Origin of the sequence: Massilia eburnea (assembly GCF_009720745.1) — a bacterium.
GTDB lineage: Bacteria > Pseudomonadota > Gammaproteobacteria > Burkholderiales > Burkholderiaceae_D > Rugamonas > Rugamonas eburnea.
Genome location: NZ_WNKX01000001.1, coordinates 248,202 through 267,061, shown reverse-complemented (window position 1 = coordinate 267,061; position 18,860 = coordinate 248,202). Strand labels below are relative to the sequence as shown.

Annotated in this window: 25 protein-coding genes; 15 read left to right on the top strand and 10 right to left on the bottom strand. The window is 62.0% G+C overall.

Going from position 1 to position 18,860, the window contains the following annotated elements; all coding sequences use genetic code 11:
* The first annotated feature begins 46 nt into the window (after positions 1–46).
* Genes GM658_RS01320 through GM658_RS01305 form a run of 4 tightly spaced genes read left to right on the top strand, consistent with a single transcriptional unit; the run spans position 47 to position 2,021 of the window.
* Positions 47–394 (top strand): phasin family protein, encoded by a 348-nt coding sequence (locus tag GM658_RS01320; RefSeq protein WP_170298625.1) that lies wholly within the window; start codon positions 47–49, stop codon positions 392–394.
* A gap of 57 nt (positions 395–451) precedes the next feature.
* Positions 452–1,117, top strand: a complete 666-nt coding sequence (locus GM658_RS01315; protein WP_155452208.1) for a TetR/AcrR family transcriptional regulator — start codon at positions 452–454, stop codon at positions 1,115–1,117.
* Positions 1,114–1,650, top strand: coding sequence for an LOG family protein (locus GM658_RS01310; protein WP_155452207.1), 537 nt, complete (start codon positions 1,114–1,116; stop codon positions 1,648–1,650). The genes GM658_RS01315 and GM658_RS01310 overlap by 4 nt, the downstream gene beginning before the upstream one ends.
* On the top strand, positions 1,644–2,021 hold the full coding sequence (locus GM658_RS01305) for a hypothetical protein (protein ID WP_155452206.1): 378 nt from the start codon (positions 1,644–1,646) through the stop codon (positions 2,019–2,021). The genes GM658_RS01310 and GM658_RS01305 overlap by 7 nt, the downstream gene beginning before the upstream one ends.
* Here the strand turns inward: GM658_RS01305 and GM658_RS01300 are convergent.
* Positions 2,001–2,498, bottom strand: a complete 498-nt coding sequence (locus GM658_RS01300) for a YgjP-like metallopeptidase domain-containing protein (RefSeq protein WP_155452205.1) — start codon at positions 2,496–2,498, stop codon at positions 2,001–2,003. The two genes, GM658_RS01305 and GM658_RS01300, sit on opposite strands and share 21 nt — an antisense overlap.
* 26 nt (positions 2,499–2,524) lie before the next feature.
* Here GM658_RS01300 and GM658_RS01295 point away from each other — a divergent pair, with 26 nt between their 5' ends.
* Positions 2,525–3,370 (top strand): endonuclease, encoded by an 846-nt coding sequence (locus GM658_RS01295; RefSeq protein WP_155452204.1) that lies wholly within the window; start codon positions 2,525–2,527, stop codon positions 3,368–3,370.
* A complete protein-coding gene (locus GM658_RS01290; protein ID WP_155452203.1) occupies positions 3,371–3,586 on the top strand; it encodes a DUF7661 family protein in 216 nt (71 codons plus the stop codon).
* Here GM658_RS01290 and GM658_RS01285 read toward each other — a convergent pair.
* The 6 genes from GM658_RS01285 to GM658_RS01260 form a co-directional block, all read right to left on the bottom strand.
* On the bottom strand, positions 3,573–4,454 hold the full coding sequence (locus tag GM658_RS01285; protein ID WP_155452202.1) for a PhzF family phenazine biosynthesis protein: 882 nt from the start codon (positions 4,452–4,454) through the stop codon (positions 3,573–3,575). The two genes, GM658_RS01290 and GM658_RS01285, sit on opposite strands and share 14 nt — an antisense overlap.
* Positions 4,455–4,553: 99 nt before the next feature.
* The gene (gene cydX / locus GM658_RS01280; RefSeq protein WP_155452201.1) at positions 4,554–4,709 is read right to left on the bottom strand and encodes a cytochrome bd-I oxidase subunit CydX; all 156 of its coding nucleotides are present in this window, start codon (positions 4,707–4,709) and stop codon (positions 4,554–4,556) included.
* 12 nt (positions 4,710–4,721) lie between these two features.
* Positions 4,722–5,864 carry a cytochrome d ubiquinol oxidase subunit II gene (gene cydB / locus GM658_RS01275; RefSeq protein WP_155452200.1) on the bottom strand — a complete coding sequence of 381 codons (1,143 nt, stop codon included), beginning with the start codon at positions 5,862–5,864 and terminating at the stop codon, positions 4,722–4,724.
* Positions 5,861–7,417, bottom strand: a complete 1,557-nt coding sequence (locus tag GM658_RS01270) for a cytochrome ubiquinol oxidase subunit I (protein WP_155452436.1) — start codon at positions 7,415–7,417, stop codon at positions 5,861–5,863. The genes cydB and GM658_RS01270 overlap by 4 nt, the downstream gene beginning before the upstream one ends.
* Complete coding sequence (cydP, locus tag GM658_RS01265) at positions 7,401–7,613, bottom strand: cytochrome oxidase putative small subunit CydP (protein WP_155452199.1); 213 nt, start codon at positions 7,611–7,613, stop codon at positions 7,401–7,403. The genes GM658_RS01270 and cydP overlap by 17 nt, the downstream gene beginning before the upstream one ends.
* Positions 7,610–8,173, bottom strand: coding sequence for a GbsR/MarR family transcriptional regulator (locus GM658_RS01260; RefSeq protein WP_155452198.1), 564 nt, complete (start codon positions 8,171–8,173; stop codon positions 7,610–7,612). Before GM658_RS01260 ends, cydP begins: the two co-directional genes overlap by 4 nt.
* 116 nt (positions 8,174–8,289) lie before the next feature.
* Here GM658_RS01260 and modA point away from each other — a divergent pair, with 116 nt between their 5' ends.
* The 8 genes from modA to GM658_RS01220 all read left to right on the top strand — a co-directional run bounded on the left by modA (position 8,290) and on the right by GM658_RS01220 (position 15,834).
* On the top strand, positions 8,290–9,024 hold the full coding sequence (modA, locus tag GM658_RS01255) for a molybdate ABC transporter substrate-binding protein (RefSeq protein WP_155452197.1): 735 nt from the start codon (positions 8,290–8,292) through the stop codon (positions 9,022–9,024).
* Positions 9,025–9,040: 16 nt separating this feature from the next.
* Positions 9,041–9,715: a molybdate ABC transporter permease subunit gene (modB, locus tag GM658_RS01250; protein ID WP_155452196.1), complete on the top strand. Its 675-nt coding sequence runs from the start codon at positions 9,041–9,043 to the stop codon at positions 9,713–9,715.
* Positions 9,712–10,392: a sulfate/molybdate ABC transporter ATP-binding protein gene (locus GM658_RS01245; RefSeq protein ID WP_155452195.1), complete on the top strand. Its 681-nt coding sequence runs from the start codon at positions 9,712–9,714 to the stop codon at positions 10,390–10,392. Before modB ends, GM658_RS01245 begins: the two co-directional genes overlap by 4 nt.
* The gene (locus tag GM658_RS01240; protein ID WP_155452194.1) at positions 10,385–11,185 is read left to right on the top strand and encodes a TOBE domain-containing protein; all 801 of its coding nucleotides are present in this window, start codon (positions 10,385–10,387) and stop codon (positions 11,183–11,185) included. The genes GM658_RS01245 and GM658_RS01240 overlap by 8 nt, the downstream gene beginning before the upstream one ends.
* A gap of 77 nt (positions 11,186–11,262) precedes the next feature.
* Positions 11,263–11,625, top strand: coding sequence for a DUF805 domain-containing protein (locus GM658_RS01235; RefSeq protein ID WP_155452193.1), 363 nt, complete (start codon positions 11,263–11,265; stop codon positions 11,623–11,625).
* Positions 11,626–11,629: 4 nt separating this feature from the next.
* On the top strand, positions 11,630–13,828 hold the full coding sequence (locus tag GM658_RS01230) for an FAD-binding protein (protein ID WP_155452192.1): 2,199 nt from the start codon (positions 11,630–11,632) through the stop codon (positions 13,826–13,828).
* Between the two features lies 1 nt (position 13,829).
* Positions 13,830–14,849 carry a hypothetical protein gene (locus GM658_RS01225; RefSeq protein ID WP_155452191.1) on the top strand — a complete coding sequence of 340 codons (1,020 nt, stop codon included), beginning with the start codon at positions 13,830–13,832 and terminating at the stop codon, positions 14,847–14,849.
* Complete coding sequence (locus GM658_RS01220) at positions 14,839–15,834, top strand: alpha/beta fold hydrolase (protein ID WP_155452190.1); 996 nt, start codon at positions 14,839–14,841, stop codon at positions 15,832–15,834. Before GM658_RS01225 ends, GM658_RS01220 begins: the two co-directional genes overlap by 11 nt.
* A 10-nt stretch (positions 15,835–15,844) precedes the next feature.
* Here the strand turns inward: GM658_RS01220 and GM658_RS01215 are convergent, their stop codons facing one another.
* From GM658_RS01215 to GM658_RS01205, 3 genes are all read right to left on the bottom strand, one after another.
* Positions 15,845–16,150 (bottom strand): KGG domain-containing protein, encoded by a 306-nt coding sequence (locus GM658_RS01215; protein ID WP_229416703.1) that lies wholly within the window; start codon positions 16,148–16,150, stop codon positions 15,845–15,847.
* Between the two features lie 118 nt (positions 16,151–16,268).
* Complete coding sequence (locus tag GM658_RS01210) at positions 16,269–16,817, bottom strand: hemerythrin domain-containing protein (protein ID WP_229416702.1); 549 nt, start codon at positions 16,815–16,817, stop codon at positions 16,269–16,271.
* A gap of 54 nt (positions 16,818–16,871) precedes the next feature.
* Entirely contained in the window at positions 16,872–17,882 is a 1,011-nt protein-coding gene (locus GM658_RS01205; protein WP_155452189.1) for an NADP-dependent oxidoreductase, read from the bottom strand.
* A gap of 102 nt (positions 17,883–17,984) precedes the next feature.
* Here GM658_RS01205 and purU point away from each other — a divergent pair, with 102 nt between their 5' ends.
* The gene (gene purU, locus GM658_RS01200; RefSeq protein WP_155452188.1) at positions 17,985–18,854 is read left to right on the top strand and encodes a formyltetrahydrofolate deformylase; all 870 of its coding nucleotides are present in this window, start codon (positions 17,985–17,987) and stop codon (positions 18,852–18,854) included.
* Positions 18,855–18,860: the final 6 nt, after the last annotated feature.

Below are 18,860 nucleotides of genomic sequence, written 5' to 3'. Positions count from 1 at the left end.
GTGTGCGGCATACAATGGCCCCACAATAATGACAGGAGCCGCCGCCATGGGTAAGAAAGCGAAGTCTTTTGAGGAGAGCGAAGAACGGCTGACCAAGGCCGTCCGCGAGTCGGCGCAGGAAATCTGGAAGGCGGGCCTGGGCGCCTTCAGCGACCTGCAAAAACGTGCCCGCGCGGTGGAGGGCGACCGCATCGGCCATGTGCGCGAAACCGTCAATTCGCTGGAGAAGGTATTCGAAGAACGCGTCACGCGGGCGCTCGAATCGATCGGCGTGCCGATGCGGCAGGACATCAACGCCCTGATCGACCGGGTCGACGAATTGAGCCGCCAGGTCGAGGAATTGAAGGCTTTGGTGAAAAAGCCCGTCAAAAAGGCCACAACCAAAAAAGCGTAACTTCTGGAAAAGTTCTAATAGTGATATCCTTGCAGGGGAATCAATAGAGCCCCTGTTATGCTACAAAAAGCGCCAAGACGAACCCGCGAACGCATCCTGGAACTCTCGCTGCGCTTGTTCAACGAGTTCGGCGAGCCCAATATCACGACCACCGTTATCGCCGAGGAGATGAATATCTCCCCGGGGAACCTCTATTACCATTTCCGGAACAAGGACGATATCGTCAATTCCATCTTCGTCCAGTTCAAGGCCGAAGCGGAGCGCATGCTGCAGGTGCCGAGCGGGCGCCGTTCGAATATCGAGGACGTGTGGCTGTACCTGCATCTGATGTTTGAGCTGATCTGGCGCTACCGCTTCTTCTACCGCGACCTGAACGACCTGCTGTCGCGCAACCGCAAGCTGGAACTGGAATTCAAGGAGCTGCTGGCCCACAAGATCAAGGTGGCGCGCAATCTTTGCCTGGACTTGCGCAGCGAAGCTTCGCTGGAGGCGAGCGACATGGCGATCGATGCGATGTCGGTGAATATGGTGGTGGTGGCGACATACTGGCTGTCTTACGAATACGTGCGCAACCCGCGCAAATACTCCGAACAGCAATCGATGGCTGACGCGCTGGCGCGCGGCTGCTACCAGGTGCTGTCCCAGATCGGGCCCTACCTGCGCGGCGAAACCAGCCTGCTGTTCCAGAAACTGTCCGAAGAATACCTGAAGAAGCTCAAATGAAATCGATTTGCGTGTATTGCGGCGCCAATGCCGGCGCCTCCCCGCGCTACGCGGAACAGGCGCGCGCCTTGGCCGCGGCGCTGGTGGAGCAGAACCTGGCCCTCGTGTACGGCGGCGGCAATGTGGGCCTGATGGGCGTGATTGCTGACGAAGTGCTGCGTCTCGGCGGCGAAGTGACCGGCGTAATCCCGAACGCGCTGGTGGAGCGCGAAGTGGGCCATACGGGCCTGACGCGCCAGTTCATCGTCAAGGACATGCATGAACGCAAAGCCATGATGGCGCAGCTGTCGGACGGCTTTATCGCCATGCCGGGCGGCATGGGCACGCTGGAAGAATTGTTCGAGATGCTGACCTGGTCGCAGCTAGGCATCCATAGCAAGCCGGTCGGGTTGCTGAACGTCGATGGTTTCTACGACAAGCTGATTGGCTTCATCGAGCACGCCCGCGACCAGGGCTTTATCAAGCCACAGCACGCGGCGCTGGTGCGTGTGAACGCATCGCCAATGGCCCTGGTGCAAAGCCTCAAATGCTGAATCACCGTGAGGCGGATGCCAGGGCGGAGGCCATTTTGCGCGAAGCGCGCGCGGAATGGCCTCGCAAGAAGCCGTTGATCAACCTGCTGCCCTTTTACCGGCGATTTTGCCCAGAATTGAAACGGTTTGACGAAGCCGAGGCATTTGCGATCGTGCAGGCGGCCAATCGGGCTATCGTCGCCCACCCGGGATTTAATATGCTGTTCCGGATGGTGATGGGAGCGCTGATCGGCTATTGCTTTTACCGGTACCCGGCCCTTATTTGGCTAGCAGTGCCGATTGCGTTCGGGGGAATGTGCTTCGATTTCTGGCGTGTGCGCCGGCAAATCGCCGTTCTCTGCGCCAGGTTGCTACCAAAGGCGGCTACCTGAGGCGTCGAGGTGGGTCAGGTATAGGCGGGTGTCGAACTCGTACTGGTGGTAGTTCGGCTCCATATAGGTGCACAGCTTGTAGAACGCCTTGTCGTGCTGTTTTTCCTTGACGTGGGCCAGTTCGTGCACCGCGATCATGCGCAGGAATTCCAGCGGTACTTCCCTGAACATCGTGGCGACCCGGATTTCATGCTTGGCCTTCAGCTTGCCGCCCTGGACGCGTGACACAGAAGTGTGCAGGCCAAGCGCATGGTTGATGACGTGGATCTTGCTGTCGAAGGCCACTTTGTCGATCGGCGCCGCATTGCGCAGGAACTCATTGCGCAAATCCTGGACGTAGTCGTACAGCGCACGGTCGTTGCGGATTTCGTGGGCTTTCGGATAACGTTGCAATAGCACTTCGCCAAGGCGGCCCTGGTCCATTACCTGGCGGACCTGTGAAAGTGTCTGTTCTGAGTAAGCGCTGAGGTATTTCATGACGGCCCGAATGGTATCATGGCCGCATGCGCACCCACGTCAATTCGGTGGGACTGCTGGTGGTCAGCGACCCCGTATTGAACTTCAGCTATCCCGCCCACATCCCCCGAGAATGCATCGATGCCTTGCCTTCGCTGCCGGGCATTTATATCTTCCGCGATGCCAGCGGCAAGCCGATCTACATCGGCAAGAGCGTGAATATCCGCACGCGGGTGCTGTCGCATATGCGTACGGCGGAAGAAATGCAGATGCTGGCGAAGTCGGCCACGATCGACTTTGAGCGCACCGGAGGGGAAATCGGCGCCTTGCTGCGCGAATCGGAGCTGGTCAAAAAACACCAGCCGGTCTTCAACTCCAAGCTGCGCCGGCTGCGGGAAATGTGCTCCATCAGCATGGCGGGCGAAGTGCCGGAGATCGTCTTTGCGCGCGACGTCGATTTTGCGCTGGCCGAGCAGCTGTACGGCCTGTTCGGCAGCAAGAAGGCCGCCATCGAGACCTTGCGCGACGTGGTGCATGTACGAGGCCTGTGCACGGTGGCGACGGGCTTGGAGAAGGGCACGCCGGGTCGGCCATGCTTTGCGCGCCAGGTGGCGCGCTGCAAAGGCGCCTGCACCGGTGAGGAATCGGCGGCCGACCACGCTGCGCGCGTACGGCTGGCGCTGGAACCTTTGCGCGTGACGCGCTGGCCATTCGCGGGCGCGGTGGCGATCGTCGAGCAATCGGCCGGATTGCTGCAACGGGCCATCGTCGACCGCTGGTGCTATCTCGGTGTCGACAAGCCGCGTGCGGCGAGTGCCAGTTTTGATATCGATGTGTACAATATTCTTGTGCGCCCGCTGCAGTCGGGCGCCTTACGCATCGAGGAGCTTTGAATGGCATTGAAGTTCAATGTGTTCGGCACACGTGTCCATATCGAACGCCAAGGCAAGCAGTGGACCGCCTTCTATCCCGGCGCCGATGGCAAGCGCCGTCCGGCCGATTTTGTTATCCCGCACGATGTCGATGAGGGCGATCTCGCCCTGTATCTGGGGGATCTGTTTCACGAAGACGCCCGGCCGGCCTACCCGGAGGTTGTCAGGGTAGCGTGATCATTCCCTGGACGCAGGTGAGGGCGTTGCCGCCGACGCGGATCGCTTCATCGCTGATCGACAAGCGGAGCGTGCCCGCCCGGCCCAAGCAAGCGCCCTGCGTTGCAAGGAATTCCCGGCCGAAGGCGTCCGCCTGGCCGGTGTGGCGAAGGTAGGCCGCAAGGGCGCCGTTGCCGCTGCCGCAAACCGGGTCTTCGCTGACGCCGACTGCCGGCGCGAAGGCGCGCACTTCGATTTGCGCCCGCGTCCCCGGTGCATGCGGGCCGAAAATCACCACGCCAGTTCGGCGGCCTTCAAGGTCATGTATTTTCATCCTCGCCAGGTCCGGGACGCATGCCAGGACCGCTTCAGCGCTGGGGAGTTGCGCGATAATCCAGCGCGCCCCAACGTCGACCAGGTAAGGCTCGGCGCCCGGCGCCAGTGCCGAGCCGAGGGTGGTTTGCAATGCGTTGGCCTGTGCCGTATCGAGTGCAGTGCAAGCCGGGGAAGGCAGTTCGAATGCTATCCAGCGCGCGCCGTCCGGCGCATGCTCCACCGTCAGGCGAACCAGGCCGGCCTGGCATTGCTGGAGCAAGGCGCCGCCGTGCGCCTCGACCATGCCCGCCTCCAGCAAGGCGTGCGCGGTGCCGACGGTCGGATGCCCGGCAAAGGGCAGTTCGCCGCATGGCGTGAAAATGCGCACGTGGTAGTCGGCGTCGGGCGCGGTGACGGGCAGGACGAAGGTGGTTTCGGAGAGGTTGGTCCAGTTGGCGATCTGCTGCATCTGCGCGGCGGTCAGGCCAGCCGCGTCCAGCACAACGGCAAGCGGATTGCCTTTGAACGGTGTAGTGGTGAATACGTCGACAGTCTTGAAGGGAACGGTTTTCATATTTTCCAGTGTAAGAGCCGCATGTCGCCCGCAACAGCGACAAATTGGCTTTCTCCAGCCATTACTGTACTGGTCAAATGACCGTTACGTCTTGCGCCGTCACGACTGCTCCTTGTCGCGGGCGGACTCGAAGCTGGCGCGCGTCGTGTCCTCGTTTCGTTCGCCGAAAGAGTAGTTCGATTCCAGCCACATCACGTTGATGATGGCGGCCGCCAATGCGAAGCCGATACCGAGAATCCAGGTGAAGTACCACATGGCCGATTCCTTTCAATAGACAGAATGTTCGTTTTCGCGGATGTGGGCAGCGGTCACCTTGCCGCGCACCACGCTGTATACCCAGCTGGTGTAGAGCGAAATGATCGGCAGCATGATCACCACCACCCAGAACATCACCGCCAGCGTTTTATGGCTGGAAGTGGCATCCCATGCCGTCAGGCTGTGCGAAGGCATCAGCGAGGATGGCAGCACGAAGGGGAACATGGCGGCGCCGGCTGTCAGCAGGATGCCGGCGACGCTCACGCCGCTGGCGAAAAGCGATGCCAGCGCCCGGCGTGCAGCGCTTAGCGCGAACGCCAGCAGTGCGCCGAGGAAGGCTGCGGCAGGAAAGGCCCACATGAGCGGCCAGCGCCCGTAATTGTCCATCCATGCGCCGGCGGCGACGACGACAGTTTTTGCCGGTGGCATGAAGGCTGTGCCGGCATCCGGCATGGCGGTGATGCGGTAGCCGGGAAGGGCGGTGGCGACCCACATGCCGGCGATGGCAAACAGGACGACGGTCAGCGCTGCGGCGGCCATCGCCATGCGGCGGGCGCGTTCGGCAATCACGCCTTCGGTCTTCATGTGCAGGAAGGTGGCGCCGTGCATCGCCAGCATCGCCACGCCCAGCACGCCGGACAGGAGGCCGAAAGGATTCAGCAGCTTGAAGAAGTTGCCCGTGTATTCGAGTCGCAGCAATTCATCGTATCGGAAAGGAATGCCTTGCAGCACATTGCCCATGCCGACGCCGAAGATCAGCGGCGGCACGAAGCCTCCGATGAACAGGCCCCAGTCCCATGTACTGCGCCAGCGCGGGTCGGCTACCTTGCTGCGGAAGTCAAAACCTACGGGCCGGAAGAACAGGGCGAATAGCGCCACGATCAACGCGATATACAGGCTGGAAAACGCGGCGGCATAGACCAGCGGCCAGGCGGCGAACAGCGTGCCGCCGGCGGTGATGAACCAGGTCTGGTTGCCTTCCCAGGTGGGGCCAATGGTGTTGATGATGATGCGGCGCTCGGTGTCGTCCTTGCCCAGGAAGGGCAGGGCCATGCCGACGCCAAAGTCCCAGCCATCGGTCAGCGCAAAGCCAAGCAGCAGCACGGCGACGAAGCACCACCAGATCACTTTATAGGTTTCGTAATCGAAGATCATGATTGCTGCTCCCAATGGTATTTGCCGGTGTGCAGGGCGCTCGGTCCGAGGCGGGCGTACTTGAACATCAGCTTGAGCTCAATGATCAGCAGCACCGTGTAGAACAGGGCGAAACCGGCCAGGCTGAAATACAGGCTCGAAGGCTGGATGCTGGAGGCCGATAAATGCGTCGGCAGGATGCCGGCGATGGTCCACGGCTGGCGGCCGTATTCGGCCACGATCCAGCCCAGTTCCGCTGCAACCCAGGGCAGGGGGATCGCAATCACGGCCAGTTTGAGCAGCCAGCGCTGTGGCGCCAGCCGCTTGCGGATCAGGAAGTAGAACGAAGCGCCGAAAATGAACAGGAACAGCAGGCCCAAGGCGACCATGCCGCGGAAGGCCCAGAACAGCGGCGCTACCTTGGGGATGGTGTCATTCACCGCCATCCTGATCTGGGCTTCGGTGGCGTCGACCACATTCGGCGTGTATTTCTTCAGCAGCAGGCCGTAGCCCAGGTCTTTTTCCAGTTCCTTGAAGGCGGCAAACGCTTCCGGCGATTTGTCGCCGGCCTTGATGCGTATCAGCGCGGCGTAGGCTTTCATGCCGCTGCGAATGCGGACTTCGTGTCCCTGCTTTAATTCCTTGATGCCGATGACCGGTTTGTCGATCGAGCGGGTGGCGATCAAGCCCATCACGTAGGGGATCTTGACGGCGTAATCGGTGTGCTCCTTTTCATCATTTGGGAGGCCGAAGACAGTGATCCCGGCTGGCGGCGGTTCGGTATGCCATTCGGCCTCGATGGCAGCCAGCTTGACCTTGTTCACTTCACCCACGGTGTAACCCGATTCGTCGCCCAGCACGATCACGGACAGCGCCGATGCCAGGCCGAAGCCGGAGGCAACGGCGAACGAGCGCAGGGCAAAGGGCACGTCGCGTGCCTTGAGCAGGTAGAAGGCGGAGATGCCAAGTACGAACATCGAGGCGGTGACATAGCCGGCAGCGACGGTGTGCACGAACTTGACCTGGCCAACCGGGTTGAAGATGACGTCGGAAATGCTGGTCAACTCCATGCGCATGGTGTCGAGGTTGAATTCGGCGCCGATGGGATGGTTCATCCAGCCATTGGCGATCAGGATCCACAGCGCGGACAGGCTCGAGCCCAGCGCCACCAGGAAGGTCACGCTCAAATGCTGCACCTTGGAGAGCCGCTGCCAGCCAAAGAAGAACAAGCCGACAAAGGTGGATTCGAGGAAGAAGGCCATCATGCCTTCGATTGCGAGCGGAGTGCCGAAGATGTCGCCCACGTAATGCGAGTAGTAGGCCCAGTTGGTGCCGAACTGGAATTCCAGCGTAATGCCGGTGGTAACGCCCATCGCAAAGTTGATGCCGAACAGCTTGCCCCAGAACTTGGTCATGTCGCGGTAGATTTCGCGGCCGGTCATCACGTAGACCGACTCCATGATGACCAGGATCCAGGACAGTCCCAGCGTCAGCGGGACAAACAGGAAGTGGTACAGCGCGGTGAGCCCGAACTGCAGCCGGGACAGGGCGACAACTTCATCGACGGGAGCCATCATTCACCTTTGGGGCCAGGTTGGTGGGCGCGGGAGCTGTGAGCAGGTGGTTCTCCACCTGCGCGGTCGGCAGCCGCATCTTTTTTGTTTGGGGATGCGAGAAAAACAGGGTCCACAGCGCGTACAGCAGCGCGACCTTGATCACCAGCGCGATCGAGATCAAGGTTGCCAGGCTGCTGCGGGCGGGGCGTTTCATTTGTTGTTCGAGCCGAATTTGCCGCGCACGACATCGCCCACGTCGAGCAGCTTCTTGACGGTGGAACCCATCTTCATCAGCGAAGCCAGGGTGTCGGGCGACAGGCGCTGCACGTCGTCGAACCAGGAGCTGGAAAGTTCGATCAGCTCATACATTTCACGCATGCGCTCTTGCGCGTAGCGGTCTTCCTCGGTGGCGGCCGATTCCAGCATGGCGTCGCGCAGCATGGACAAGGTCGGCTCGACTTCGCGGCGGCGGCGTTCTTCCAGCAGGGCTTTGAAGATATCCCACACGTCTTTCGGCGGCTCGAAGTATTCTCGGCGGTCGTTCGGCTGGTGCAGCAGTTTGACCAGGCGCCACGATTGCAGTTCCTTCAGGCCCATGGAGACATTGGAGCGTGAGAATTCCAGGTGTTCGGCGATTTCGTCCGCATTCAGCGGACGGTTGCTGACGTAGAGCAGGGCATAGATTTGCCCGACAGTGCGGTTGATCCCCCAGCGGCTGCCCATTTCGCCGAAGTGGAGGATGAATTTCTGCGCGAGGGGACTCAGGTTGACCATTTCTTGATTTTCTTTCTTGAGTTTTTGAATTTTCAGGATTTCCTGAAATTATAGGACTATTCAAAAAACCTTGCGCTGTATAATTGTGTATATTGCGCTTTTAGAAAGGAGTGCTGATGAAACGTATCACTGCTGTATTGCTGTTATGCGCTGCGGGCGCTTCCTCTGCCGCAGATATCACTGTATCCGCCGCGGCAAGTCTCAACAACGCTTTCCGTGAGGCAGCATCTGCCTACGAGGCCGCCCACCCAGGCGATAAAGTATTGCTGAATTTTGGCTCCTCGGACGCGCTGGTGGCGCAGATTGCCAAGGGCGCTCCTGTCGACCTGTTCGCGTCCGCCGACCAGGAAGCGATGGATAAAGCCCAGCCGCATATTGCGGCGGGCAGCCGGCGCGATTTCGCCAGCAACCGGCTGGTGGTCGCTGTGCCGGTCCACAGCACGCTGCGTTTGAGCACCCTGGCCGACCTGGGCCAGCCTGGCGTCAAGCGCCTGACTACCGGCAACCCGGCCAGCGTGCCAGTGGGCCGCTACACCAAAGCAGCCCTGGAAAAATCTGGCCAGTGGCCGGTGCTGGAGCAGAAATTTGTTTTTGCCACCAATGTGCGCCAGGCCCTCGATTATGTCGCGCGTGGCGAGGTGGAGGCGGGCTTTGTCTACCAGACAGACGTGGCATCGCAGGCCGATAAAGTGCGCTCCGCGCTGGCCGTGCTGGGCGCGGGACCCATCATCTATCCGCTGGCTGTGATGAAGGGCGCCCCGAATGCAGCGGGCGCGCGCGCCTTTGCGGACTTCATCATGTCGGCCGGCGGCCAGGCTATCCTGGCGCGCCACGGATTCGGCAAGCCTTAAAAGGAGCAGGCTGCGAATGGATGCCGCGCTGGTTGCCCTCGGGCTTTCCCTGAAAGTCGCCCTGTGCGCCACGGCGCTTGACCTGGCGCTGGGCCTCGGCTTCGGCTACTTGCTGGCGCGCGGCCGATTCCCGGGGCGCGATTTGCTGGATGCTTTGCTCACGCTGCCGATGGTGATGCCGCCGACGGTGCTGGGCTATTACCTGCTGGTGCTGATCGGACGCAATGGCCCGATCGGGCATTGGCTACAGCAGCACTTCGGCATCAACCTGATTTTTACCTGGCAGGGCGCAGTGATTGCGGCGGCGGTCGTCGCTTTCCCGTTGGTGCTGAAAGGTGCGCGCTCGGCGTTTGAAGCAGTGGACGTACAGCTGGAGCAGGCTGCGCGCGTGCTGGGCGTGCCTCCGCTCGGCGTTTTCCTGCGTGTCAGCCTGCCGCTGGCGTGGCGTGGAGTGCTGGCCGGTACCTTGCTCGCATTTGCGCGGTCGATGGGCGAATTCGGCGCCACGCTGATGGTGGCGGGCAGCATTCCAGGCAAGACGCAGACGCTGTCGATTGCGGTGTATGAAGCGGTGCAGGCGGGGCAGGACGATACGGCCAACCTGCTGGTGATCATTACGTCGCTCACCTGCATCGTGGTGCTGGTGGCGGCCAACCGCCTGGTGCCGAACCGCGCGCAGGGGGCGGTATGACGATCGGGGTGAATATCCACAAAACCTTGAAGGCTGGGCCGCGCACCTTCCAGCTTGATGCGCAGTTTGCATCGGACGGCAAGCGCGTAGTGATTTATGGCGCGTCGGGGGCAGGCAAGAGCCAGATGCTGAAGGCGATTGCCGGCTTGTCGCGGCCGGATTCCGGTCTGATTGAACTGGATGGCCGAACGCTGTTCGACAGCAGCGCCGCCGTTGACGTGCCGGCTCGCGAGCGCCGGGTGGGCTACCTGTTCCAGGACTATGCGCTTTTCCCGCATTTGAACGTGCGGCAGAACATTGGCTTCGGCTTGCAGCGCGGCTGGTTCAATCCTTCATCGCGCGGAGAACCGGAGGCGGTGCGCTATTGGCTGGAAGCTTTCGGCCTGGCGGAAGTGGCACACCAGAAACCGGCTGAATTGTCGGGCGGGCAGCGGCAGCGGGTGGCGCTGGCGCGCGCCCTGGTGGCGGAACCCAGTGCGCTGCTGCTGGACGAGCCTTTTGCGGCACTCGATCCCGCGCTGCGCGTGCGCATGCGCGCCGAACTCGATGCGCTGCAACGGCGGCTCGATATACCGATGCTGCTGATTACGCACGACCCCGACGATGCCGCTACTTTCGGCGGCCATGTGTTGACGATGTCGGAAGGCCGCGTGGCCGGGGAGGACAGGAATGGGTAAACAGGTAGCGTTGCAAGGCGAAGTGTGGATCACGCTCGACGGTGAAAGTTTCGGCGGCCGCCAGCGCGTGCAGCTGCTGGCGAGCATTGCCGAACATGGCTCGATCACGCAGGGCGCCAAGGCGATCGGCATGAGCTACAAGGCGGCATGGGACGCCATCGATGCCATGAACAACTTGGCCGGCGAGCCGCTGCTGGAACGTTCGGCGGGCGGCAAGGGCGGCGGCGGTACGCGCCTCACACAGCGCGGCGCGCAGCTGGTGGATAATTTCCGCCGCATCGAATATGAGCACAATGTCTTCATGAAGCATTTGAGCCGCCAGTCGCAAGGGTTGGCAGATGATTACCTCCTGTTGCAAACAATGAAAATGAAGACGAGCGCACGCAATCAATTTTCCGGCACGGTGGCTGCCATCAAGCGCGGCGCGGTGAATGATGAAGTGTTGTTGCGCATCGTCGGCGGGCAGGAAATTGTTGCAATCATCACACACGAGAGCACGGACAGCCTGGGCTTGCGTGAAGGGGCCGAAGCCTTCGCCCTGGTCAAGGCTTCCTCGATCATCCTGGCGGTCGGCGAGGGCGCGAAACTGTCGGCCCGCAACCAGCTGCAGGGCACGATTTGCCGCGTGCAGCCTGGTGCCGTCAATTCCGAAGTGAGCATCGCGCTGCCTGGCGGCGGCACCATTTCCGCCACCGTAACGCGCGACAGCGAACAGGCCATGGAGCTCGAAGTCGGCATGGAGGCCACAGCTTTGTTCAAGGCGTCAAGCGTAATTATTGGTGTTCCGATATAAATTCCTGTAGGAAACAAAATCGAGTTTTGCTAAGCTAGCCGGTTCCGGGCCCACGCCTGTCCTTTGTGGAAGCTGAAATGGAATTGCTTGCAAAATTTTTCCTGACCCAGGGGCGCATCAACCGCCGCACCTGGTTCACACGTATCGTCGTCCTTGGCTTGCCCTGCATCGCCTTCGGCATGCTGGCCAATGAGCTGGCGGGCGATCCTGGCGCTGCGCTGTTCGCGCTGGCCTTCACCTGGGGCGCGCTGGCCGTGTCCACCCAGCGCATGCACGATATCGGCCGCTCCGGCCTTAGCCTGCTGCTGCTGCTGATCCCCGTCCTGGGCCCGCTCTGGGTGCTGCTCCTTGTCTTCCGCCGCGGAGGAGAGGGCAAGAACCGTTATGGCGAAGACCCGCTGTCGCGCCACGATTACCTGCAAGTGAACATCGCAAAGTAAGACTATGCCAACCGTAAACGACGTCACCCAGCTCAACCCGATCAATGTCTACGCAGTAGCAACGCCGTCCACCACCTCGGACCTGCAGGATGCATTGCGCAAGACCACGCTGCCGATCTCCATTGGCGGCGGCCATTTCAGCATGGGCGGCCACACGGCCAGCCTGGGCAGCCTGCACCTGGATTTGCGCGGCATGAACCGCGTGCTCGAATTCTCGCCGGCCGAACGCCTGATCCGCGTGCAGGCCGGCATCCGCTGGTGCGATATCCAGCGTTTTGTCGATCCGCACGGCCTGGCGGTGAAGATCATGCAGACCTACGCCAACTTCACGGTGGGCGGGGCGCTGTCGGTCAACGCGCACGGCCGCTACATGGGCCTGGGCCCGGTGGTGCTGTCGGTACGCTCGATCACCCTGGTGCTGGCCAGCGGCGAAGTGCGCGAAGCGAGCCCGCAGCAGAACAGCGAACTGTTTTACGCGGCCATCGGCGGCTACGGCGCGATCGGCATCATCGCCGAGGCGGAGCTGGAGCTGGTGCCGAACACCCGCGTGCAGCGCAGCAGCGTGAAGATGGACACCAAGGACTACACGGCCTGGTTCGACGTGCACGTGCGCGGCCGCAAGGAGATCACTTTCCATAATGCCGACCTGTACCCGCCACAGTACACGCGGGCGCGCGCCGTCACCTGGACGGAAACCGACTTGCCGGCCGATACGCCGCGCCTGCAGCCGCTGAACCGCCGCTACCTCGCCGAGCTGTATTTCCTCTGGTCGGTGTCCGAGTCGCCGTTCGGCAAATGGCGCCGCGAATACCTGCTCGACCCGCTGCTGTACTGGAAGAAGAAGGTTCACTGGCGCAATTACGAGGCGGGCTACGACACGGCGGAACTCGAGCCGCTGGGCCGCAAGGAACGCACCTATGTGCTGCAGGAGTACTTTGTACCGTGCGAGCGCTTGCCGGAATTCGTGCCGAAGATGTCGGCCATCCTGGCCAAGCACAAGGTCAACATGATCAATATCTCGATCCGCCATGCCCTGTCCGATCCCGGCACCCTGCTGGCGTGGGCGCGCGGCGAGACCTTTGCCTTCGTCCTGTACCACAAGCAGCGCACGCGCGACAACGCACGTGAACGCGTGGGCGTGTGGACGCGCGAACTGATCGATGCCGTGCTGGAATGCGGCGGCACCTATTACCTGCCATACCAGCTGCATGGCACGCACGAGCAATTCCACCGCGCCTATCCGCGCGCGAAAGAACTGTTTGCGCTGAAACGCGAGCTCGATCCGGACTACCGCCTGCGCGGCGCACTGTGGGACAAATACTACGCGCCGACGCTGAACCTGAATGCGGAAGGCGAGGCGGCGCGCCGCTCGCTGTTCCATTCCGTGTACGGAAGCGAACGCGAGGCCGACAGGTTCTACGCCTTCCTGCAGAACATCTTCAACCTGTTCCCGGAAGACCGCTTCCACACCCTGATCCGCAAAGCCACCAGCGAGAACCACGACGAGGAAGCCATCTACCGCGCCGTGCAGGCCGGCCTGCCGGGCATTTCGCCGCCGCTGTCGCTGCTGCGCTATGCGCTGCCGTCGCTGGTGGTGCAGAAGGAAGAAATGGGCAGCCAGGCCAAGCGCCTGCTGGGCGACCAGGCGCTGAAGGACTATGTGGAAATCGGCACCACCGGCCGCTACGTCAAGGCGCTGCGCAAGCACCTCAAGCTGGGCGGCAAGGTGACGCTGGTGCACGACAAGGCGCCAGGCTATTCGCCGGTCGACATCGTGGAGCGCGGCGGCCTGCTGCAGGTCGGTAACTTCGTGCAGATGAAGGATTACGCGCCGATCGATTTGCCGGCGCAGAGCGCGGACCTGGTGAGCTGCTTTGTCGGCCTGCACCATATGGAGCCGCAGAAGCTGGAGCCTTTCCTGGCATCGGTGGCGAACATCGTGCGTCCAGGCGGCTATTTCGTGGTGCGCGACCACGATGTGAAGGACCGCACCATGGACGATTTCGTCAGCCTGGCGCATTGCGTGTTCAATGCCGGCCTGGGCGAGCCGTGGGCGAACAATGCGTCGGAGCTGCGCTTCTTTGCCTCGGTGGACGAGTGGATCAAGCGCGTGGAGGCGGCCGGTTTCCAGCACACGGGCGAACGCATCGTGCAGGATGGCGATCCGTCCGCGAACGTCCTGATGGCCTTCAAGCGGGTGTGACATGCGCAAACTCTTGCTGGCATTGAGCCTGCTGCTGGCCTGCCTGGCCAGCGCGGCGGAGAGCCCGATCGCGCCCGAGCAGCGGCGCAGCGTGGAGCAGACGTTCCTGACGTTCCCCGAATGGTTCCTGGTGCATAGCCCGGCCGAATATGCGCGCTATGTGAAGCAGCATCCGGCGCATGGCTTTCCTTTCCTGGGGCACGTGGGCCAAATCTGGACCAGCTATGCGGCTGTGACGGAGGAACAGGTGCGCGCCAAGTACCCGAATAATGCGGGCTACCATGTGATGATCGGCGTGATCGGCAGCAGCACCACGGTGGAATATGCCCTGCGCTCGCTGTACGAAAACACGCTGGGACGCATCAGCTGGGCCACCGCTTCCGCCCTGACGCCGGAAGATGAATACGGTGCCCGCGTGGCGCAGGATTACGTGGATTTCATCCGCAAGGAACCATGGTACCTGTATGACTTCAGCGCCAAGCTGAAAGGCCTGTGGGCAGAAACGCCGCTGGTTGGCGAGAACATGCTGCGCAAGCTGGAACGGCGCTATGCGCTGACCACCGAGTACCTGATCAAGGCGACCTACGGCAAATTGATCAAGCTCGCCACCAGCGCCGCCTACGAGCCGGCATTGATGACGACGCAGGTGGTGGCCGACCATGAACCGTACGACCTGTCCGACCAGCCTAACGTCAAGCTGCTGCGCATCCTGGACGACGGCCGCGCCGTGCTGGAGCTGCCGCGCTATTACGACTTCCGCCTGGCGGCAACCAAGCTTGGGCTGCAAGACGTGCAGTTGCAGGACATTGCCGGCAATAGCAGCGTGATCCTGGTGACGGTGCTGACCCGCAGCCATGGCACGGCGGCGCCGCCCGACAGCCGCGTGCTGTTCGAACAGCCTATCCTGACCGAGCCGGGTCGCAAGCGGGTGGCGCTGGTGCTGCCGGTCGCGGCGCTGTCACGCTACCTGGTCGACGCGCCGCGCCAGGGTGTCGAAGTAGAACACGTGTATGACTATTAAGCGCCTGCTGCCCTTGGCGCTGCTGGTTTTGGCCGGCAGCGCGGCGGCATGGGGATTTTCCGTTGTCCGCAAGGCTGAAGCGCGCCAGACCGGCAAGCGTGAGGAGCTGGCGCCGAAAGGCGGCGAATACGTCGATGCCGGCGATGCGCGCATTTTCATGCAGCGTAGCGGCAGCCTCGATGCCCCGGCCGTAGTCTTCCTGCACGGCACGGGCTCGTGGAGTGAAACATGGCGTGCTTCGATGGAAACGGCCAACAAGGCAGGCTATCAAGCCATTGCGCTCGATATGCCGCCTTTCGGCTATTCGATCCCGCCGGCCTCCGGTGAATACGATAAGCAGAAACAGGCTGCGCGCTTGCGCACCGCCCTGGATAACGCCGGCATCCGCCGCGCCGTGTTCGTGGCGCATTCCTTCGGCGCCGCGCCGTTGATGGAGGCCTTGCTGTCGAATCCGGACGAGGGCAGGGTACAGGCCCTGGTGCTGGTTGATGCGGCCCTGGGGCTGGAAGGTCCGCAGGCCGATGGCAGCGATAGCATGCTCCAGTCCGTCCTGCGCTGGCGCTGGGTCGGCCAGCCGCTGGCAGCAGGTTTCCTGACCAAGCCTGAGTACACGGAGACTTTGCTGAAAAGCTTTGTCAGCGAAAAAGACAAAGCGACGCCGGCCTGGCAGCAAATCTATCGCCAGCCGCTGGTGCTGGAGGACAGCTACAAGCACGTTGCGGCCTGGCTGCCGGAACTGCTGGCCCGGCGTGGGCATGCCGCAAGCGACTTCGCGGACGCTTACGGCCGCATCAGCTGGCCGGTGACGTTGCTCTGGGGCGAGACCGATACGATCACGCCCCTGTCCCAAGCCGAACACCTGCAGCGCCTGGTTCCCGGCGCGAAACTGGTGCGCATCCCGCGCGCCGGACATATTCCCCAGATCGAAGAACCGGCGTTGTTCCAGGATGCTTTGGCAAGCGTCCTGCGGGACGCGCGGCCCTGAGCGGGCGGCGTCAGCCCGGCTCGCCCGGTTCGTTCGCTTCTGGCTTGGCTCCCTGCCGGCTGCCGCCGCGGGCCGTTTGCCGGCTCTCGCCACCCTTGCGGCCGATCTCCGCCATGTGCTCGCGGTCGCGGCTCACCACTTCGCCACCTTTTTGCCCGGCGCGGCGCGCTTCCTCCGGGGTGAATTCATGCGCCGTTCCCTTCTGGTGCGCGGCCTGGCCGCCTTTGCTGGCTATCAAGCGCTGGGTTTCCTTGTCCATCGCCGCGAAGCCGCGCTTGCCGTTGCCGGCCGTGACCTGCTCGTCCTGTGTCGCCATGATCCACCTCCCTCAATATGCCCAATGATCCGGGCGCGGGCCCGGGCCGGAAGCAGCCTCGTGGCTGCTTCCTGGGCTTTGAGGGAAGGTGGTCAATAAAGTTCAAACTTTTTTTGCGTCAGGATCCCGCCTGACCGGTGGCGGAGCGTTCGCCTTCGGCTTCGGCCGTGTTGTTGCCGCGCACGGGCTGGGCGCCGAAATCGTGCTCGAGTTCTTCCTTGCGGTCCTGCAGCTGTTCGCACAGCTCGACCAGGTCGGCATCGCTTTGCCGGACTTTGGGGAACATTTCCTGTTCTTCCTCGGTCACATGGTGCTCGACACATTCGCGCAATTTCTGGACCGTGCTATTCAGTTCGTTATCACCAACTGCCATCCCGCGGATGTGTTCGACCAGCTCCTTGATGGAGGCGTGCTCCTCGAGCGCTTCGTCAACCTGCTGCTCGTCGCCTGTTTCTGCGCGGACTGCGGGATAGAAAATTTCTTCTTCGATCGTTGCGTGAATGGTGAGTTCCATGCAGATCTGCTGGGCCAGGTCATGCTTCAGCCCCTCATGCGACGCATCGCATTGCTTGAACTCGTGGAATAGTGTCTTGACCTTGGCGTGGTCGGCGGTGAGAAGTGCCACGGCATCCTTTGCCGTGGCGTTCTGGTTTTGCGGGCTCATCATGGCTCCTTCGCTGCGTCGGTTGGGCCGCGCAGAAGGAGCCGCAGGGAAGGGCGCTCAGGCGACTTGCAGTACCAGCTTGCCGAAGTTCTTGCCTTCGAACAGCATGGTCAACGCCTGTGGGAATTTTTCGATGCCTTGCACCACGTCTTCCCGGCTTTTGATTTTGCCTTCCTGCAGCCATTTGCCGAGCGCGGCAACGGCTACGTGGTAGCGGTCGGCGTAGTCGAATACGACCATGCCTTCCATGCGCGCGCGGTTGACCAGCAGGGACAGGTAATTGGCTGGTCCTTTGACCGGCGTCGTGTTGTTGTACTGCGAAATTGCGCCGCAGATCACGATGCGGGCCTTCATATTGATGCGCGTGAGAACGATGTCGAGGATATCGCCACCAACGTTATCAAAGTATACGTCAACGCCATTTGGACAGTGTTCCTTCAGGCCGCTGCGCACGTCGCCACCCTTGTAGTCGATGCAGGCGTCGAAGCCGAGTTCATTGACGACCCAGTCGCATTTGGCTTTGCCGCCGGCAATGCCAACCACGCGGCAGCCAAGCTGCTTGGCAACCTGGCCGACAGTCTGGCCGACGGCGCCGGCCGCGCCGGACACGACCACGGTTTCGCCGGCTTTCGGCATACCCACTTCGATCAAGCCGAAGTAGGCGGTCATGCCCGGCATGCCTAGCGTGTTGAGCCAGGTGGTCGCCGGGGCCAGGCGGGTATCGATCTTGTGCAGGGCGGCGTGGCGGTCGTCGGCGGCGCCGATCCAGTACTGCTGCACGCCAAAGCCGCCGCCGACCTGGTCGCCCACGGCAAAGCGCGGCGATTTGGAGGCGATGACTTCACCCAGGCCGCCGGCGCGCATGACTTCGCCGATCCCGACCGGACGGATGTAGGATTTGGCGTCGTTCATCCAGCCGCGCATGGCGGGATCGAGCGACAGGTAGTGGGTCTTGACCAGCACTTCGCCATCGGCCAGCTCGCGCACCGGCTCCTTGGTGATTTGCCAGTCGCTGTCCTTAGGCAGGCCGACCGGACGGGCGGCGAGGCGGAACTGGGTGTTCTCCATTTTCACTCCTTTTTGGAAATAGTACGGTCATTCTATTCCGGATTTTGGCGAGCGTGGCAATGTTCGTGCGACAATACCGTCCCGCCCATGACCTGAAATGCCATGACTCACCCAGAATACATCCTCACGCTCTCCTGCCACGACCAGCGCGGCATTGTTCATCGCGTATCCGGATTCCTGGCCGAGCATGGTTGCAACATCATCGATTCCGCCCAGTTTGGTGACGCGGAAACGCAACGCTTTTTCATGCGCGTGCACTTTGCGCGCGAGGATGCGGCGGTCAGCGATGCCGTGCTGCGCGAGGATTTTGCGCGCGTGGCGGCGAGCATGGGCATGGAATGGGCGCTGCACGATGCGCACGCCAAGCCGCGCGTGCTGCTGATGGTGTCCAAGATTGGCCACTGCCTGAACGACCTGCTGTTCCGCTACAAGAGCGGGCTGCTGCCGGTCGAAATTCCGGCCATCGTGTCCAACCACATGGACTTTTACCAGCTGGCGGCCAGCTACAATATTCCCTTCCACCACCTGCCGCTGGCGACCGGCGCTCCCGAATCGGCCAAGCTGGCGCAGGAAGCACGCGTCGCGGAGCTGATGGAGATGCACCAGGTGGATCTGGTGGTGCTGGCGCGCTATATGCAAATCCTGTCGCCCTCGATGTGCGAGCGCCTGAAAGGGAAGGCGATCAATATCCACCACTCCTTCCTGCCCAGCTTTAAAGGCGCCAAGCCCTATGCGCAAGCCCATATGCGCGGCGTGAAGCTGATCGGCGCCACCGCCCACTTCGTGACCGGCGACCTGGATGAAGGCCCGATCATCGAGCAGGATGTGGAGCGTGTCGATCACTCCATGGGTTCCGATGCGCTGACCGCGATTGGCCGCGACGTGGAATGCGTGGTGCTGGCGCGCGCTGTGAAATGGTTCGTTGAGCACCGCATCCTGCTCAATGGCCACCGGACTGTAATCTTCAAATAATAAGTA

Coding starts and splice junctions, on each gene's coding strand:
- GM658_RS01320 (WP_170298625.1), top strand. CDS start 47: ATGGGTAAGAAAGCGAAGTCTTTTGAGGAGAGCGAAGAACGGCTGACC.
- GM658_RS01315 (WP_155452208.1), top strand. CDS start 452: ATGCTACAAAAAGCGCCAAGACGAACCCGCGAACGCATCCTGGAACTC.
- GM658_RS01310 (WP_155452207.1), top strand. CDS start 1,114: ATGAAATCGATTTGCGTGTATTGCGGCGCCAATGCCGGCGCCTCCCCG.
- GM658_RS01305 (WP_155452206.1), top strand. CDS start 1,644: ATGCTGAATCACCGTGAGGCGGATGCCAGGGCGGAGGCCATTTTGCGC.
- GM658_RS01300 (WP_155452205.1), bottom strand. CDS start 2,498: ATGAAATACCTCAGCGCTTACTCAGAACAGACACTTTCACAGGTCCGC.
- GM658_RS01295 (WP_155452204.1), top strand. CDS start 2,525: ATGCGCACCCACGTCAATTCGGTGGGACTGCTGGTGGTCAGCGACCCC.
- GM658_RS01290 (WP_155452203.1), top strand. CDS start 3,371: ATGGCATTGAAGTTCAATGTGTTCGGCACACGTGTCCATATCGAACGC.
- GM658_RS01285 (WP_155452202.1), bottom strand. CDS start 4,454: ATGAAAACCGTTCCCTTCAAGACTGTCGACGTATTCACCACTACACCG.
- cydX (WP_155452201.1), bottom strand. CDS start 4,709: ATGTGGTACTTCACCTGGATTCTCGGTATCGGCTTCGCATTGGCGGCC.
- cydB (WP_155452200.1), bottom strand. CDS start 5,864: ATGATCTTCGATTACGAAACCTATAAAGTGATCTGGTGGTGCTTCGTC.
- GM658_RS01270 (WP_155452436.1), bottom strand. CDS start 7,417: ATGGCTCCCGTCGATGAAGTTGTCGCCCTGTCCCGGCTGCAGTTCGGG.
- cydP (WP_155452199.1), bottom strand. CDS start 7,613: ATGAAACGCCCCGCCCGCAGCAGCCTGGCAACCTTGATCTCGATCGCG.
- GM658_RS01260 (WP_155452198.1), bottom strand. CDS start 8,173: ATGGTCAACCTGAGTCCCCTCGCGCAGAAATTCATCCTCCACTTCGGC.
- modA (WP_155452197.1), top strand. CDS start 8,290: ATGAAACGTATCACTGCTGTATTGCTGTTATGCGCTGCGGGCGCTTCC.
- modB (WP_155452196.1), top strand. CDS start 9,041: ATGGATGCCGCGCTGGTTGCCCTCGGGCTTTCCCTGAAAGTCGCCCTG.
- GM658_RS01245 (WP_155452195.1), top strand. CDS start 9,712: ATGACGATCGGGGTGAATATCCACAAAACCTTGAAGGCTGGGCCGCGC.
- GM658_RS01240 (WP_155452194.1), top strand. CDS start 10,385: ATGGGTAAACAGGTAGCGTTGCAAGGCGAAGTGTGGATCACGCTCGAC.
- GM658_RS01235 (WP_155452193.1), top strand. CDS start 11,263: ATGGAATTGCTTGCAAAATTTTTCCTGACCCAGGGGCGCATCAACCGC.
- GM658_RS01230 (WP_155452192.1), top strand. CDS start 11,630: ATGCCAACCGTAAACGACGTCACCCAGCTCAACCCGATCAATGTCTAC.
- GM658_RS01225 (WP_155452191.1), top strand. CDS start 13,830: ATGCGCAAACTCTTGCTGGCATTGAGCCTGCTGCTGGCCTGCCTGGCC.
- GM658_RS01220 (WP_155452190.1), top strand. CDS start 14,839: ATGACTATTAAGCGCCTGCTGCCCTTGGCGCTGCTGGTTTTGGCCGGC.
- GM658_RS01215 (WP_229416703.1), bottom strand. CDS start 16,150: ATGGCGACACAGGACGAGCAGGTCACGGCCGGCAACGGCAAGCGCGGC.
- GM658_RS01210 (WP_229416702.1), bottom strand. CDS start 16,817: ATGATGAGCCCGCAAAACCAGAACGCCACGGCAAAGGATGCCGTGGCA.
- GM658_RS01205 (WP_155452189.1), bottom strand. CDS start 17,882: ATGGAGAACACCCAGTTCCGCCTCGCCGCCCGTCCGGTCGGCCTGCCT.
- purU (WP_155452188.1), top strand. CDS start 17,985: ATGACTCACCCAGAATACATCCTCACGCTCTCCTGCCACGACCAGCGC.